Genomic DNA, 16,570 nt, shown 5'->3' with positions numbered 1-16,570 from the left:
TCTCCTCCTATCCCTTTGTCGCTCCACCCATACTAAATCCTTTGGACATATAACGTTGGGAGAAAATATAGAGTACTACCGAAGGCATCGTGTATAACATCGAAAATGCGGCCAATCTGCCGTATTCCACCATGCCATGACTGCCGAAGAATTGATAAATCGTGACCGATGCCGGCAGTTTTTCCGGGGTTTGAAGCAAAATGTAAGGTACAAAAAAGTTGCCCCAGCTGCCTGAAAAAGTAAAGATCGCAATGGTTGCAATGCCTGGCAGCATCAGCGGAGCAACAATGCTTCGCAAGCCTCTCCAGACCGACGCACCATCAATCCAGGCCGATTCTTCCAGATCAATTGGAACAGAATCCATGAAGTTCTTCATCATCCAGATGCCGTATGGAAGAGATGAAGCCGTCAGGAACAGCATCGTAGCAATGATGGAGTTCTGCATTTTGAAGAACAGAAACATCTGGAACACTGGCACCATCACAGCCGTAATCGGCAAAGCCGTCATAAACAGAATGGATAATAAAAAGCTTTTCTTAAACCGCATCTCGTAGCGTGACAACGGATAGGCCGCCAGCACAGATACTGCGACAACAAGTGCCGCCTGTCCTCCTGACAGAATCAGACCTACCCCGAACGAGCGCAGGTTACTTTCATCCCCAAGTACATCCTTGAAATTTTGCAGTGTCCACGTTGCAGGCATCTTGATGCCTTGCTGCGCGTTCGGATCAAAGGATGCCAGAATAATCCAAAGTAGCGGCAATAAGAAACATAGACCGAGGAAAACCAGAATACCGTACTGGATTTTGCGTTGAATACCGTGTTTGACCATCATAAGAACATGACACCTCCTTAATCCTTACACTTTTACTTTCATCGAACGGATGTAGAACAGGCTGGCGATAATACCAATGAACAGTAACACAAGAGAAATGGCTGTTCCGTATCCGAACTGGTAATTCACAAAAGCCTGGTTATACATAAATATAGGCAAGGTTTGCGTAGAGGTACCCGGGCCACCGCCCGTCATCGTATAAATCAGGGTAAACACACCCAGTGTCTGCAAAGTAACCAGCATCATATTGGTAACGATTGAGCCTTTCACCATCGGAATCGTAATATGGCGAATGATCTGGAATCCGGTGGAGCCGTCAATAATAGCGGCCTCTTCTACTTCCTTCGGAATATCATCCAGTGCAGACTGATAAACCATCATGGAAAAAGCCGTTCCATGCCAGATGTTAGCGATAATGACACTCACCATGGGAAAACTGAACAGCCATGAGATTGGACTTACGCCAAACCAGCCCAGAATCTGATTCAATGAACCATTGTCACTGAAAAAGGCTACCATACAGAATGCCACGACAATTTCGGGCGTGACCCAGCCAGCAATTACGATTATGCCGATGATCCGGCGGAACGTTACATTTTTTTCTTTCATGAGTAAGGCAAGAATAAATCCGAGCACGACCTGACCGATCACTGCGGAGAAAATCAGAAATACAAGTGTACGCCATACACTGATCCGAAAGTCAGGGTCCTGGAACATGTTAATAAAGTTTTGGAACCCTACGAATTCCAGGCTTTTGGCTGCGGCACCGGTTAATGCCATATTCGTGAACGCAAAGCAGATTGTGAGCACAATCGGCACGATAAAAAACACGAGTAACAGCGTTACGGAAGGCATCAGAAACAGAAATGAGCCCGGGGCTTTTCTTTTCATACGTCACTCTCCATTCGAACCGGAAAAAGGGGAGTTTTTCGCTCCCCCTCCGAATATATCGATGTTGTTATCCTCCCTATATAAGTTGAACCAAAGATATATTTACACGTTCACTTCGTTTTTGTGTAAATGACAAGTTCAACTTCTATAGATATCTAATTCACATCTCTTGCAAGTAAACTATTTCTCTTCGACATGCTCCGCTCCAACCGATCGGGAGACGTTATCCTTGAACTGTTTGATGGCATCTTCCGGCGTGAGTTTTCCAGAGGCAATGCTCTCCACGATGCTTTGCAATTGTGCGGATACCGATGCATATTGATCATTGGCCGGACGGAAGTGAGCCACATTCAACAGCTCTTGTGCTTCCTTCGTATAAGGGCGATTCGTGTACCCTTCAACTTCTGTAGAATCGTTGCGTGGACTGAGACTGCCCTCGGCAACGACACGTGCTGTTGCGTTTTCTTTGTTCATCAGAAACTCAATAAACGTCCAGGCTGCTTCTTTGTTTTTCGCCTGAGCAGGAACGGACCACGCCCAGCCTCCAGACATTGTGGTCGCACCTGGCTCCTGTCCATTCTGTGTCGGGAACGGTGCGAAACCGATTTTTTCTTCTACATTCGGAATCGGAGCAGCTCCATTTTCCGCCCATGTAGAACCTGCCCAGCTTCCATCGACCGCCATTGCCAGCTTGCCTTGCGGAAATTGCTGCTGGAACGCAATGCTTCCTGCTTGTCCGTTAAGTGCTACTTGCATGGTTGGTCCGGTTTTGTCCTTGTTGAAGACCTGATCAATAAACTTGAAGGAATCCAGCAATCCCGGACTGTCCACAACCCATTTCTTCGTTGCATCGTCGTAGAGCGTATCCGTTGTACCATATAACAGCATCTCCAGCGTCTGCATCGTTACGCCTTCACCGTTCGCTTTACCGACAATGAGATTCAGCGGCGTTACGCCAGGCAGCTTCTGCTTGATCGTGCGGGCCGCTTCCAGAACTTCATCCCAGCTTGCCGGTTTGAACGGTACAGGTAGTCCAGCTTGCTGGAACAGCTCTTTGTTATACCAGATGCCGCGTGTATCCGAAGTCGCTGGTATACCATAGATTTTGCCGTCCTCGCCAGTTACTCCGGTTTTCAGGTTGTCGATAATTTTACCGTTCCAATCTGCCCAGCCTTTCACTTGCTCGTCCAGAGGCTCCAGATAACCTGCAGCTGCGTCCGATTTAATAATAGAGGTATCCTCGGCAATGACGTCAGGTGCAGTATCCGGTGATTTCATCTGTAACACCATTTTGGAAGTGTAATCGCCTTCACTAGCAAGCACAGGTGCTATGTTAATCTTGATATCGGGATGATCTTTCTCAAACTGCTCGACCAGTCCGGATTTGAAAAACTTCGTAAGGGTGTCCTCCGAACCAGAGGAACGGAACGATACGGTTACTTCTTTTTTCCCATCGCTAGTCGTGCCTGTGGAAGAACTTCCACTTGAGCAGGCAGTCGTCAGAATAAGCAAAGAAGTCATCATAGCTGCCACCGGCAGTTTCATCGAAAATTTTCTCATGTCTCGATCTCCTTTTTGTCCTATTTCTGTATGCGGAATCCGCAATAATCCATGACTAACTCGCTATATAACATGTTGGACCAGGAAAACCATGGACGGGTATACTCATGTGGATCATTCGCCGAGAAACCTTCATGCGTCAGACCTGTATCCGCATCCGTCCGCTGGATCAACTGAAGCATGTTCATTTTTTCATTCCGATCTACAGAAGTTAGTCCCTGCATAGATAAGGCGATATGCCATATATATCCTTCGGGTGTGTGCGGACTACCAATTCCGGAAGCCGAAGAACCTTCATAAAAATAAGGGTTCTGTGCGGACAATATGAACCGGCGTGTGTTCTGGTAGATCTCGTCATCTTCCGTAACATATCCGAGATAGGGTAAAGATAAGAGACTTGGTACGTTGGCATCATCCATCAGGTTGTGGTTGCCTTTCCCGTCCGTTTCATACGCGTAGATCGTCCCGTATTCAGGATGCTCCACCATTCCATATTTCCGAATTCCTTCGTCAATCTGTTCCGCCAGCTTTCGAGCTGTCTCAGCCAGCATAGGTTCATCCAGTAACGCAAGTGCAATCTCCTCTACATATCGGAGAGCTACTACCGCGAACATGTTGGATGGAATCAGATATCCGTATTCACATCTGTCATCACTTGGGCGGAAACCCGACCAGGTCATACCCGTATAAACGGTCTCTGTGCCTCGCCCTTCTCTTACGAGCGTATCCGTCTCGGGGGCGTCCAGTCGCTGGAATGTATATGGAGAACGGGTCTCATGATGTTGCTCTACTTGCCATAAAGAGATGATCTCGTTGACGGCATTACGAAACGTGGCATTAAACTGATCTGTTCTGCCTGTATTTTTCCATAGCAGATAACTGAGCTGAATTGGATACGCCAGTGAATCAATCTCGTATTTCCGCTCCCAGATCCAGTCATTCATTTCTGTAAGGTCCGATTGATGTCCATTGCCACTCTCTGTTTCGTTAAAAGCGTTTGCATAAGGGTCTAAAAGAATGTATCTCAGTTGCCTTTCAACCAGCCCGGCGATCATATCCGACAGTTCCTGATCTTCTGAAGCAAGCATCAGATACGGTCTGACCTGAGCCGCAGAATCCCTGAGCCACATTGCGGGAATATCCCCGGTGATGACGAATGTTGTCCCGTCTTCCTTACGCTGAATCGTCGTTGTTAATGTATTGGTAAAGCAGTTTTCAAACATCTCCACAAGCTTGGGATGGTCTGGCAAACTAGCCTTCACTTTGCCGATCATCTGCTGAATGGAAGGAGAAATGTTCTGATCTTTTCTCGTTGTGTGCATGAGTCCTCCTTAAACATCAAAAGTTTAACCGCTTTCATCATCCTAAAACGAATTAAATGTTATGTCAATATATTTAATTATATAACATCATGTTATTTACATAAAATAAATCAAATGGTATGTTAACTTTTGTCATTAAATCCAATAAGAACATATGCACAACAAAAAGAGACTTCGTCACCAAAGCCTCCGTTATATTCATCTGATCTTATCCATCTGGTGCATCGAATTCCACAAATTCAATACCCTTATTTCGGTTGAAAAACAGCACGCTCTCTTACCTGACTTGTCGAGGTTCCCTTTACGATGGACGCAGGAAGGACAACTCGCTTAACCCCGCCTAGTTCTTGACCTTGCATATGTTGCAAGACCATTTCAAACGCCTTTTCTCCCATATCAAACTGGTTCTGCTTGAGGTGGGTAATTCGCGAATACCTTTCGGTATGCGGACTGTCAAAACACAGGATGGACAGTTCTTCGGGTACACGCATATCCAACTGTTCTGCGGCCTCTAAAGCAAGTAATGCAATGTCATATTCAGCTGCAAAAACCGCTGTAATCTGCGGGTATTTTTTAAAATGCGCAACAAGCTTCTCCACGTCACGATGCTTGGCTTCAGGATCGAATTCATTCGGCAAGGACGAAAGGATAGACTCCACCCACATTTCTCGATTCACAAGTATACCCTGATCGTTGTGCGCCTCAATAAAACCTTCAATTCGTTCCTCAATGGTCGTTGTGTTCACTGGAGGCTGCGTAAGAAAAGCAATATGCTGATGCCCCAGATCGAACAAATACTTTGTACCTTCTCTTGCTGCTCTGACATTGTCCGTGCTAACCGAGGAAGCGGGAATCCCTTTAAGATATCGGTCTATCATTACAAACGGGAACTTGCCAACCACCAGTTTTAAAATCTCGTCACTAAAATATTCCCCCTGTGCAGGGAAAATAATTAAACCGTCTACCCCAAGCTCCAGCAACTCACGGATACACTGTTCCTCCTGCTCGGGAATACCGAAAGAACGTCTAAGCACAAGAAAGCTGTCATGTTTTCGTGAAGCTTCCTCCATACCATATAAAAGCTCTGTTCCATACATATCGCTGAAATTGGTAATGACCAGACCGATGAGCAGTTTACGTTCCTGCTTCTGTCCTTTGTTGGCTACAGACGTAACATCTCGTCCTAACTCATCCAAAGCGGTATCGGCCACAAATGAACCACGTCCCGGCTGTCGAACAATCAGCTGTTCATTGGCCAGCATTTCCAGCGCCTTCTTCGTTGTAATCCGGCTCACGCCGAATTCGTCACATAGTTCTTTTTCCGATGGAACACGATCACCAATTTTATATTGATGTTGCTGTATTCGTTCTCTCAACGACTCAAAGATCTGTTCATACATCGGCTTGGAAGCCGAGTCTTTCGCCAATACAAGCACCTCCATAAACACTTTACTTCATAATTCTTATACCCTAATATATCATGTTATATCATTAAAGTGAAGGAGAGATGAAAATTATTGTATGTGTGCATAGTTAAACCCCAAAAAACGGCAAGCCCTGATTCCAGGCTTACCGTTTTTTAGCAGATACTGAATTTAGCTGACAAAGCCTATATATAGCTTACAAAACTTCCATTCAGATGATGTCAAAGCATGGACAGGTTATGCCCCCTGACGGATCAGACTATGGTTCAAGACTTTCAGCGGGATTAGAGCCTGTATCGGTTGGGACCGATTTCAGGTCACTCCCTGCCTCAGCTTCCTTCTCTGGAGCAGGTTGCCCTTCTGCTTTGTTTTCTCCTTGCTCTGCATGGACAAACAATTTTCCAGCGGCTTGAGCTTCAGCCTTGTTGCCTGCGGCATCCTGTGCCCGGATCACAATGACTCCACCTTCAAGCACAAGATTAGCAGGTGTTGTGTAAGAGCCTGTGTATACACCCGGTTCTGTTTCCACCAGAGGCACCTCTCCCGCACCGTCCGCGTTTAGATTCAAAGGCAACTGAACTCGGAAAGAGGCTTGCAATCCCGGTTTGCTTTTGAACGAAACGTTGAGACTTTCCCCTGATGTAATTCGTACATCTTGGGCTGGCGTGATATCGGTAAGTTCAGGCGCTTCCGTTTCCACATAAACCTTACGTGTTACTGTCGTTTTATTTCCGGCAAGATCGGTTGCCACAATTGTGATGATGTTTTCACCTTTATTCACCAGTACGCGATGACTGAACTTTCTGTCTCTGTCAACCTGCACGGTTTGACCATTCACGGTGACTTTGTCGAGGAATTGTTCCACCACACTGCCTGTCACATGAACGACCTCGGTATTAATCCGGCTTCCTTCCGCCGGACTGACACCATTCACTTGCGGATTGGTCTGGTCAAGAATGATAATGACTGGAAGTGAACGATCTGTCGTTTTACCATTAATGACAGCTTCTGCGGTAATCACATTAACGCCCGCCCGCAGCTTTACTCCATAAGAGAATTTTCCGTTATTTACGGTTGTTGTTCCTGCAGCATCCTTGCCATTGTAAAACTTGATCTGTGCTCCAGAAGCAGGAGATGTTCCAGCGATCGTAAAGGTAGACTGATTGGTATACGTATTCGCTGGTGGTGTAAGCACCGGAGCATTCACCGGATATTGTACCACTGCGCGGATCATGTAGTTCCCCTCTTCAGCAGGGGAAGCACTCCATGCCCCGCTTACACGCTGCCAGCTACGGGTCGCATAAGTTCCATCCTCGTCCGTAGCCAGACCAGGAGCAGCTGTACCCGCTAAACTCTGGATATAAACGATGTAGAAATCACCTGTCACAATAATTGGCTCAGGGAATTCTACGGAAGTCCACTGATCGTTCCGCAGTGCCGTACCATTGAACGGTCCAGCAAGCTTTTTGCCTGGTGCTCCACCAGCACCTGATGCATCATAAACCGCGTATTGGAAAGCAGTCCCACCAGGTACAGGCCACTCCGTATTCCAGAATCGGAACGAAGCTCCCGTGACTTGAGCTGTTTCGAGCTCTGGAGTCATTCGAACGGCCCATGCATTATCAGCAGCATTAAAAGCTCTTGCATTCTCGGCTGTACCGTCGTCATAAGCAATTTCACCTGGGAAACCGATAAATGGTTTCAAAGCGATATTACTATCTACTGTGCCGTTGCCCGGAACAGTCACCGTAACTTTTTTGCTGTAATAGTCCGCCGCGCGAACCGACAATGTGTAACTTCCCTCTAACACTTGAAGCGTAAAACTTCCGTCTGCTCCTGTACGAACTTCTGCTACTTTAGCATCCTCCACAACGAGCACCGAGGCATCCGCTACCGGTTGACCTGAGCGTTCATCCTTAACCACCCCTTTGATCTGTCCATAAGGGATCGTTTCCAGGTTGAAGTTGGCTTTGGCTCCGCCACCATCTGTGATCGTCACCGTTTTCGTTTGCGGATAATAACCGTATGCCTCCGCTTTTAACGTATACTCTCCTGCAACATGTGTGAAGTTGTACTTCCCTGTTGACGAGTCTGTTTTCACAGAACGCCCGGTCTCAAGCACGGTAACCGTTGCACTAGCCGGCAGACTTTGCGGCTGAACTGAACCCGTGCCCGGTTTTTCGATAGCAGGCTCTTGTTGTTTCGTCTTATTGAATTCTGCTTTGTCTGTACGCGTAACTTTGTACCATGGATTATCATAGTCCGGTTTAGGTTTGTCACTCGAAAGCACAACGGCTTCATCCTTTGTTACCGTTGGTGTAGCAACACCCAGTACACGGAAATCATCGATAAACCAACCTGTTCTCACCACACTGTTATCCGAGGTTAATCGGAAACGGAATTGAACTTCATTCCCCGTTAGTGCATCCAGTCCATAGAAGACAGGTGTCCACTGTTTTCCGTTGGTGTTATGCGAGAATTTGCCGAGTTCTGTCCAGGTTGTTCCTCCATCTTTGGTAGCTTCGACATAACCGAAGTCATATCCACCTTCAATCTCATACCAGTGATTAAACGTAAGTGTCGCATCAGAGACATCCGTCAAATCAATCACCGGGGATACCAGCGAGTAGTTGGAACCATTCTCATACGTGTTGTCGAGATCGGTTGCCCACACATTAGGCGGGGATACCGCACTTAAAGGACCCGTTAACGGGATACCTCGCTCCCACTCATCCTTGGTTCCGGCGTGAGTCCAGCCATTATCATCGTTTCCATCAAACGAATCGATATAAATATCTTCCGGCACCTCTACGGTGATGGAAACTTCATTCGATTTCTCACTTTCGTTACCACTATAGTCACGTGCCGCCACGGTGTAATAATACGTAGTATTTGACTCCGTAGCCGTATCTGTAAATGTGGTTTTCTTCACCGTGCCGACAGCCTCATAACCGGCACTAGCCGTTTCGGAACGGTAAACCACATAAGATTCAAGATCCTCATCATTCGAACCCGTCCAGTTCAACGTTACGTTCCCCAGAATATCCGCTGTTGCAGACAAAGCTGAAGGCGTTCCTGGAGCAATATCGTCTAGTTCCTGAACGGCAAAGTCATCGATATACCAACCAGCTTTCTGAACTGAAGCATCACTGGTCAGATTAAACTGGATGAACACCTGCTGTCCGGCATAATCACGCAGATCAATGTACTGTGTTTTCCATCCACCACTCGTTCCTGTGTAACTAAGCAGTTCTTCAAATACATAGTCGTTATCTTCAGAAGCAATGTATACCTTGCCAAAATCGAGATTATTCTCAATATCATACCAATGTTTGAATGTTAACAATGCCCCTTCAGGGCTTTCTGTCAAGTCGATCGGAGGAGCAAGCAAGTACGCATTACTATTAGGCAGATACGTGCCTTGCAGATTGGTAGCAATCACTTTCTCACCTGAGTAAGCAGCCTTCGGCCCGCTTACAGGTGCCCCCCAAACCCACGTACTGCCTGTGCCGCCCGTAGTAAAGCCAAGCTGATCGGCCTCAAAGTCCTGCAAATATCCAGGTTTGACACCATTAGACACCGCAATGTTATATACCTTACTCTCAAATCCATTGTTGCCATAATCATTCACTCGAATGTAATACTCCACACCTTCTGGCTCAATCAGGAAAGCCGGAATCGTCGCAGTATACGTACCTGCTTTACTGTCTCCTTCAATCCGATTCATTGGAAGATAGACGTACTGCTTCGTGCCTTTGGTTCTGGCAAAAGCTTCGACGGAAACTACCGCTACATTATCTGTCACATGTGCCGTTAAAGGAATGTCCAGACCCCTAAACGCCGTATTTACAGGCGTGTGCTCCAGCACCGGCTCTTCCAGATCATCTCCAGCCGTAACCACTCTTCCGGAGACAGTACCGATGCCTTCGAGAACCGAACCAACCGCATTCAGTGCGTTAATGATTCCGTGACCATAGCCGTTATTCGGGGTAACCGGAAATTTGCTATCGGTTCGCGGTGTCGCCGTATCCATGATGATCTGTTCCAGCTGATCCACGTTAAGAGAGTGGTTCGCTTGAAGCAACAATGCTGCGAGCGCCGTCGTATGCGGACCTGCCATGGATGTGCCGTCCCATCCACCTTCATATGTACCTCCAGGCACGGCTGAACGAATGTTCACGCCAGGGGCGGATACTTCTGGTTTGATCTCACCATACGGGGATGGTCCCAGCAATGAGAATGAACCTAAATTGCCGTTAATATCGGTTGCTCCTGTAGCAAAACTCTCAGGATAGTTGGCCGGGTTCGCAACGGAACCAGGACCGCCCGGATTCCCCAATCGTACATTCCCTGCAGAGAATTCAGGGAAAATCTGAGCATCACGCCAAGCCTGAACCATCGGTCTAAACCATTCGTCGAGCCCTGCGCCTCCGCCCCATGAATTATTTACAACGTCCGGTGCGAGTTCAGGATGCAGATTGCCTTCGGCATCCACTGGGGCAATGAGCCATTGTCCGCCATCCAGAATAATGGCATCTGTTGTTTCCGGATTAAAAATACGCACTCCGATCCACTTTGCACCAGGTGCAACGCCGATCTTATTCGTGCCGTTCGCTTCGGAACCAACCATCGTTCCCATGGTGTGGGTACCGTGTCCGTCTGCATCAGCAGGAAGAGTCGCGCCGCTATGCGGATCGTACCAGCTTAGCTCTGGATCAACGACATTGCCTGAAGCGTCCAGACCACGCCATTTACTGCGAAGCGCAGGATGCGTGTAATCCACGCCACTGTCCAGATTGGCAACCACGATGCCTGTTCCATCAATGCCTCTCTCCCAGATCGCAGGTGCATTGATGTAATCTATATTCCATTCGACATTTTCAGTCTGTTTCTTCACCTTGGAATCCGCTTCTTTGGTTGCAGTTCCTTGTGAAGCTGACTCTTTAGCCGGTGATTGGACGGAATCCTTCGCTGGCGACACACTCGCTGGCTGCTTACTTACTTCCGCCTTATCGAGATATCGCGTTTCGTTCGGCAGAATTTTCTCTACCTCTGGCAGCAACGCAATCTGTTCCATGACTTCTTTGGTACTGGTGACCGCGAGTGAATTCACGATAAAGTAACTTTTATATTCTTTGACCTTCCCCAGGTCAATTTCCTTTTCCAGATAATTTTCAATTGAATATTGTGTCCGCGAAGCCGTTTCACGAAGGGAACTCACCACAGAGTTCCGCACAGACAGCTTGGTTGCCGAAGGTGTTTCCTTGGCAATCGTTGCCTTTTCCATCGCTTGTTTGGAGACAGCCTTGGTATCCACCTGTTCCTTCATTTTGACAAGATAGGTGACATATTCGCTACCTTCAAAGGCTTTGGTCAGTTTGGCATTCACTTTAGACGTTGAAACCTCAGCCAAGCTGGACTTCATATCGATTTTAGATGAGGATGAGTTCTGTGCAGAAACCGGAAGTGCCATTGATAATGCAAGGAGAAGCGAGAGCCCCATGGAAACGGGCTTGCGTAACGGTTTTAATTTTATCAAACTTTTCCACTCCCTTTACCCGGCTTTATTATTTGGTCTAGTACAAGTACCCTTCTCTGTGAATGAATGCAATTGTTGATTTCGTAGCGGTGTAGTGACCATCATCGGACATCTTTTACGTCACCTTACTTACTTTCTTTTCACTTCACATACGGCCTCACCTCCTTTACAGGTTTGGTTAGGGGAACATAGGGAACTGAAACATTTGGAAATTGTCCATAGGTTAAATAAATGTGAGAAAATGGCACTTTAGATAAAGGTTTTTATGTTGACTGAGGTCATCAATAATTAGTGTGGGTGTCATAAGAGAGTAACTGGGATGTCGTAAGCATTCGTGTGGAGGATATTCGGAAGTGTTCGTATAACGCTCGCCATGAAGTGGTAAGTGAATCAGTGTGATTCGTACGGGTTGATTAACAGAATACATCTTGAATTACATATAAAAGTTAAATTTAGGCTTAAATTGGATTTTATTGGTATAGTATAGTTTCAAAGTGGGAACTGCACAAGTCCTTATTTGAAAAAAATAGAAAATAAGTCTATATCATGCTTTTTAACTTCTAATGTCTACACCTTTGACCTATACACCTTTCGCATTTGCGCATAATCCACAAAAAGAGAACCAGCTCTTACGCCGGTTCTCTTCACACTTAGTCCAGATCAATTTTAAATACGACAGGTACATTGCTCTGCACACCCATAGTGGTAAGCGTTAAAGCATTTTCATCTCGCTCCCAATTTGGCTGCTCCTCATATCCCAGAATCTGAACCTGCTCAACTATTCCATGAAAATGCGGAGATCCTTCTTTCAACGATTGGATGTGCACGATCCCGTTATCCGGGTACACCATTACCGTCGCATACAGACTACTGCCTTTTACCGTAAATCGTATATCTTCACTTGTAAAAACCTTCGTATCTCCGTCAGTGAACTGACCTTCCTTCACCTCTGTAGGCCCTTCACCATACGTACGCCAGTACGTGGTCTCGTAGATCGCCTCTCCGTTCACTTCCAGCCACTTCCCGATACGTAGCAGAATATTGCGATCCTCGTCTGGAATCGTTCCGTCTGCACGTGGCCCGATGTTGAGCAGTAGACTTCCATTTTTACTGACGATATCCACAAGATCCCGAATAATCTCTTCTGCCGTTTTGTACTGATTATTTTCCGTATAACACCAGGAATTTCTCGCAACTGCGGTATCCGTCTGCCAAAAATAAGGCTTAAGCTCAGCGAATTGTCCACGCTCTACATCAGGAACCGCTGCACCAAACATAAACGCATCATGCTTGTAATTGATGGCAACGGGAATGCCCCATTCCTCGCCTTTGTTATAATAATACGCTGCGAACTTTTTCAGATAGGGCTTGAACGCCACCGTGTGAATCCACCAGTCAAAATAGAACACCCTCGGTTGATACTCATCTACCAGTTCACAGCATCGAATGAGCCAATCTTCCAGAAATTCGTCCGAAGGCGGTGAACCGTACAGGTCTTGAAAATCGGGCGGCTCCGGCATGGCGGGCCAGTAGAAATCCCCGCACTGCAACGGTTCCTTGATATCGGAATCGAATTCTTTGCCATGAGACATGAAGAACCAGTGCTCGGCACGGTGGGACGACACACAGAAGGTTAACCCTTGCTTCTCATAGGCGACTTTCATCTCACCTAACACATCACGTTTAGGGCCCATTTCATATGTGTTATAGTGAGAGATAGAACTTTTATACATCTGAAAACCGTCATGATGCTCGGCAACCGGCATAACATATTTTGCACCTGCTTGTTTAAATAGAGTCGCCCATTCGTCTGCATCAAAGTTCTCTGCCTTAAACATCGGGATGAAATCCTTATATCCAAACTCCTTATGGTCTCCATATACCTTAAGGTGGTGTTCATAAGCCTTGGACCCTTGAATGTACATATTACGGGAGTACCATTCACTATCATAAGCCGGAACCGAATACACGCCCCAATGGATGAAAATGCCGAATTTTGCTTTTGGATACCACTCGGGAACGACGATTTCACGAAGCGAAGTCCAGTTGTCCTTGAATTTTCCGTTAGCAATACTGGTATCGATATGTCGCAAATATTCATGTTTGTTCATGTGTTATCCCCATCCTTTCCTGGTTGACTACATTTGTATTGTAGTGTGGCAGGATTCCGATGCACATGCAGAACATTAACGTTTAGATGGACGATAATAACCTTCAGGGAGATATGCTCATGGATCATCAAACACTGCTGACCAACTATTTGTCGAATCTGGAAGTGGATCTGTTTATGGTGAATTACAACCGTTGCGGCCCGGATTGGAGAGATCTGGACTACACACCGGACTATAGCAAATTGTATTGGATTTGCGAGGGAGAAGGCTGGCTGCGAATCGGGGATCAGGAATATTACCCCAAACCAGGACAGCTTTTTTTGATGCCGGAAGGAATAAAACAATCCTATTCAGTAATCAGTGACAAACCTTTTCTCAAATACTGGTGTCATTTTTCCGCCAAAGTCGGGGGAATCAATCTATTTCAGATTCTCAAATTCCCACACGTTGTTGACGTGAATCAGCCCGAACGATTTCAGGACATCTTTGGCAGTGTGTTAACCTATGCGAATTCCAATGAAATTTACGCCCGCATGATGGCCAAGAGTAAACTGACAGAATTGCTTTCCTATTACATCATGAACTTGGATGTGAACCAGATTACCTACTTGAACGTGCCCGTGGTTGAAAAATTATCCACCTTGCTCACCTATATTGATACTCATATCGAAGAGAACATGTCCGTTCAAGATTTGGCTAAGATGCTGCATATGCATCCGAATTATTTCATTCGTTTTTTCAAACAGCAAGTAGGAATGCCCCCCATTCATTATCTCACCAGCCGAAAAATAGATAAAGCCAAAGAGATGCTTCACTGCACCTCTCTAACGATGACTCAAATCGCGGACAATCTCGGATTCAGCGATTCGTATTACTTTTCCAGACAGTTCAAGAAACACACCGGATTGAATCCCACTGAATATCGCAAGCAAACGACGGTGGTCAACTGAATTGCAAAAGATAGTTCAGCTCCGAAAAAAAATTCCCACAAGTTTAATTTTTGGATTAAAATGGATGTGTGGCTCATTCTTGCAGAAGGGAGGTTTGTATATGACGAAGAAAACGCTCCTGCTCCTTGCTGCCCTGTTTGTTGTCTCCTCATTCGCTGCTTTTGCTTCGGCGGCACCGACAGACAACGGATATAGCGTGTTATCTGATCGACAAACGGGAACCGTTAAACCAAGATAACGATTGATCGTTCCATGCTGGACATCTGGACATACATAACTGATGCAATTCCTAATGTGCAAAAGATTATACAAAAACAACCTCCTGATTTCTGTTCAGGAGGTTGTTCTTTCGCATTACTTTGCAATGTGTACCATACGCTATGTGTTATGAGCTATGCGTTATTCGTTACTGCCAATCTCTTTTTCTGAGATAAGACTCAAATACAAATGTTCCAAAAGGAAGCAGTCCCGCCAATAGCCCCATAATCCAAAGTGATATCTTCCACTTTTTGACCAAGCCTACATGTACTAGTGCAATGAGATATAGAGGAAATAATATACCATGAATCATCCCCAGTATGGCTACAGCTGAAGAAATATCCGCAAAATATTTGAGCGGCATTGCAATAAATACGAGTAGTAGAAGGGATATCCCCTCCCAAATACCTGCAATTCTGAAGCGACCTGTGACCGTTCTCATTCCGTATGCTCTCACCTTTCCGTTAAATTGTTTGTGAAATATGTAACTTATAACATGACGCTTTACAACGCTGTATTCGATTCTCACACAACGTATGTAAGCTCCTTCTCCGTATTATAAAACATGCATCCGAGTCAGATTTACTTTAAATTTGAATAATTATTGAATAGAATCGAATCAATATCATCCGTTTTGCTTCGCTCAAGTCGTTGCTCGTTCAATCAAACGGTATGCCAGTGATGTCGCCTTATGTTCCTCGTTCCCCAGCACTCTCCACAAATGATAAAAAGCCTGTTTTGCTTGCTCCGCAATTGGATTATGAATGGTTGTCAGCTCAAGCACACGTGACAATTCAATATCATCAAATCCAACAATAGCCAGCTGATCTGGAACCTGTATGTTCTGTCTGCGCGCTTCACTCATGATGCCTATTGCCGCATAGTCGTTGGAACACAGCACCGCTTGCGGTAGCTCTCCTCCGTTGGCCATACGTCGTAAGGCCGTTTCTCCGTCTGATGAAGTAAATACGGAATACTGATATGCTTCACGCCACACGGGAAGTCCTTGGCTCGTCATGAATGTCTCATATGCTTCGCGGCGGCTTTTCGTATTCAGACTATTACTGCGGCCAAACACATTCGCAATACGTGTGTAGCCTTTCGATACCACATGCTCCAGCGCCAGTCTATACCCTTGTGCCTGATCCATTGCAATCGAAGGAATCTCGTCGTTCCCCATGCGTTGCCAGGACACCATCGGTCCATATTGCAGATATGTTTTCAATTCCCCCGGATCATTCACACAAGTCACGATTAACAAACCATCCACACGTTTACTCCGCAAATCCTCGAATGCCTGTAGCTCAATTTGTTTATCACTGCGCGACATATATACAATCGTCTGGAATCCGTAGTCCATCGCGGTATCCATAAATTGGTTAATGAAGGTCAAACTCAGTTCATCAATCATCGCAGTGACAATCCCGATCTGCTTCGTCTGCCCTGTAGACAGAGAAACTGCATTCCGGTTAGGTATGTAGTCCAGCTCATTCATAATTTCTGTAATAATGCGTCTTGCTTCATCACTGACGTGTGGTGAACGGTTAATGACCCGGGATACCGTAGCCCTCGAATAACCGGAACGTTTCATAATTTCATCAAATTTGGACATCCCGATGCTCCTTTCCTGCGAATAAACGCCAAATATAGTATGCCTCATCTGCTCTGTAAAAGTAAAAC

At 46.0% G+C, this 16,570-nt stretch carries 11 protein-coding genes; 2 read left to right on the top strand and 9 right to left on the bottom strand.

Annotated elements, in window-relative coordinates; all coding sequences use genetic code 11:
* Positions 1–7 precede the first annotated feature (7 nt).
* From MKY23_RS13400 to MKY23_RS13370, 7 genes are all read right to left on the bottom strand, one after another.
* Complete coding sequence (locus MKY23_RS13400; protein ID WP_123063799.1) at positions 8–832, bottom strand: carbohydrate ABC transporter permease; 825 nt, start codon at positions 830–832, stop codon at positions 8–10.
* Between the two features lie 27 nt (positions 833–859).
* Positions 860–1,726, bottom strand: coding sequence for a sugar ABC transporter permease (locus tag MKY23_RS13395; protein WP_090924060.1), 867 nt, complete (start codon positions 1,724–1,726; stop codon positions 860–862).
* A gap of 180 nt (positions 1,727–1,906) precedes the next feature.
* Complete coding sequence (locus tag MKY23_RS13390; RefSeq protein ID WP_339838751.1) at positions 1,907–3,286, bottom strand: extracellular solute-binding protein; 1,380 nt, start codon at positions 3,284–3,286, stop codon at positions 1,907–1,909.
* Positions 3,287–3,306: 20 nt separating this feature from the next.
* The gene (locus tag MKY23_RS13385; protein WP_339838748.1) at positions 3,307–4,608 is read right to left on the bottom strand and encodes a glycoside hydrolase family 125 protein; all 1,302 of its coding nucleotides are present in this window, start codon (positions 4,606–4,608) and stop codon (positions 3,307–3,309) included.
* Positions 4,609–4,856: 248 nt separating this feature from the next.
* Positions 4,857–6,044 (bottom strand): GntR family transcriptional regulator, encoded by a 1,188-nt coding sequence (locus MKY23_RS13380; protein WP_312027616.1) that lies wholly within the window; start codon positions 6,042–6,044, stop codon positions 4,857–4,859.
* A gap of 247 nt (positions 6,045–6,291) precedes the next feature.
* Positions 6,292–11,571, bottom strand: a complete 5,280-nt coding sequence (locus tag MKY23_RS13375; protein WP_339838746.1) for a S8 family serine peptidase — start codon at positions 11,569–11,571, stop codon at positions 6,292–6,294.
* A gap of 650 nt (positions 11,572–12,221) precedes the next feature.
* On the bottom strand, positions 12,222–13,682 hold the full coding sequence (locus tag MKY23_RS13370) for an alpha-L-fucosidase (RefSeq protein WP_154889343.1): 1,461 nt from the start codon (positions 13,680–13,682) through the stop codon (positions 12,222–12,224).
* Positions 13,683–13,801: 119 nt separating this feature from the next.
* Here MKY23_RS13370 and MKY23_RS13365 point away from each other — a divergent pair, with 119 nt between their 5' ends.
* Both MKY23_RS13365 and MKY23_RS13360 read left to right on the top strand, forming a co-directional pair.
* The gene (locus MKY23_RS13365) at positions 13,802–14,632 is read left to right on the top strand and encodes an AraC family transcriptional regulator (RefSeq protein WP_154889345.1); all 831 of its coding nucleotides are present in this window, start codon (positions 13,802–13,804) and stop codon (positions 14,630–14,632) included.
* 100 nt (positions 14,633–14,732) lie between these two features.
* Positions 14,733–14,870, top strand: coding sequence for a hypothetical protein (locus MKY23_RS13360; RefSeq protein WP_167375824.1), 138 nt, complete (start codon positions 14,733–14,735; stop codon positions 14,868–14,870).
* A gap of 168 nt (positions 14,871–15,038) precedes the next feature.
* Here the strand turns inward: MKY23_RS13360 and MKY23_RS13355 are convergent, their stop codons facing one another.
* Complete coding sequence (locus MKY23_RS13355) at positions 15,039–15,332, bottom strand: DUF3817 domain-containing protein (protein ID WP_154984128.1); 294 nt, start codon at positions 15,330–15,332, stop codon at positions 15,039–15,041.
* A 201-nt stretch (positions 15,333–15,533) separates the two neighbouring features.
* Positions 15,534–16,502, bottom strand: a complete 969-nt coding sequence (locus MKY23_RS13350) for a LacI family DNA-binding transcriptional regulator (protein WP_154889350.1) — start codon at positions 16,500–16,502, stop codon at positions 15,534–15,536.
* Positions 16,503–16,570: the final 68 nt, after the last annotated feature.

This window comes from Paenibacillus sp. FSL R7-0272, from assembly GCF_037969905.1.
Classification (GTDB): Bacteria; Bacillota; Bacilli; order Paenibacillales; family Paenibacillaceae; genus Paenibacillus; species Paenibacillus polysaccharolyticus.
The sequence above is the reverse complement of the archived record's forward strand: the minus strand, read 5'-3'. Positions and strand labels throughout refer to the sequence as shown.

Bases quoted from the DNA above. Each gene is read 5' to 3' on its own strand.
- MKY23_RS13400 (WP_123063799.1), bottom strand. From the start codon at position 832: ATGGTCAAACACGGTATTCAACGCAAAATCCAGTACGGTATTCTGGTT.
- MKY23_RS13395 (WP_090924060.1), bottom strand. From the start codon at position 1,726: ATGAAAAGAAAAGCCCCGGGCTCATTTCTGTTTCTGATGCCTTCCGTA.
- MKY23_RS13390 (WP_339838751.1), bottom strand. From the start codon at position 3,286: ATGAGAAAATTTTCGATGAAACTGCCGGTGGCAGCTATGATGACTTCT.
- MKY23_RS13385 (WP_339838748.1), bottom strand. From the start codon at position 4,608: ATGCACACAACGAGAAAAGATCAGAACATTTCTCCTTCCATTCAGCAG.
- MKY23_RS13370 (WP_154889343.1), bottom strand. From the start codon at position 13,682: ATGAACAAACATGAATATTTGCGACATATCGATACCAGTATTGCTAAC.
- MKY23_RS13365 (WP_154889345.1), top strand. From the start codon at position 13,802: ATGGATCATCAAACACTGCTGACCAACTATTTGTCGAATCTGGAAGTG.
- MKY23_RS13360 (WP_167375824.1), top strand. From the start codon at position 14,733: ATGACGAAGAAAACGCTCCTGCTCCTTGCTGCCCTGTTTGTTGTCTCC.
- MKY23_RS13355 (WP_154984128.1), bottom strand. From the start codon at position 15,332: ATGAGAACGGTCACAGGTCGCTTCAGAATTGCAGGTATTTGGGAGGGG.
- MKY23_RS13350 (WP_154889350.1), bottom strand. From the start codon at position 16,502: ATGTCCAAATTTGATGAAATTATGAAACGTTCCGGTTATTCGAGGGCT.